Origin of the sequence: Leyella stercorea DSM 18206 (genome assembly GCF_000235885.1) — a bacterium.
GTDB lineage: Bacteria > Bacteroidota > Bacteroidia > Bacteroidales > Bacteroidaceae > Prevotella > Prevotella stercorea.
Map to the genome: position 1 here is coordinate 1 of NZ_JH379438.1, position 325 is coordinate 325.

At 53.8% G+C, this 325-nt stretch carries 1 protein-coding gene; it reads right to left on the bottom strand.

What is annotated here, in order from left to right; translation table 11 throughout:
* Positions 1 to 119: 119 nt before the first annotated feature.
* The coding region (locus HMPREF0673_RS14230) for a hypothetical protein (protein ID WP_216589895.1) at positions 120 to 325 on the bottom strand (206 nt) is incomplete at its 5' end.

Sequence of the window (325 nt, forward strand, 5' to 3'; positions counted from 1 at the left end):
GGCACTTCTCTGCCAGAATGTTCTGTGTGTTCCGCGTGTTCTGTGGGAACTCTCTCCCCGTCTGCTTGGTTATGAGCGTGGTAGTATTCTCCCACGGAATTCACGGAATTCACGGAATGTTAGGCTGCGTTATTGGCAGCGTGGGTATGGCAGGATGCCATACCCCCTAATCTGTGGCGCATCTGTGCTATCTGTGGGCGGCACTTCTCTGCCAGAATGTTCTGTGTGTTCCGCGTGTTCTGTGGGAACACTCTCTCTGTTTGCTTTGTTGGTGCTGCAGAGGCAGCTGCACCAGCGTGGTAGTATTCTCCCACGGAATTCACGG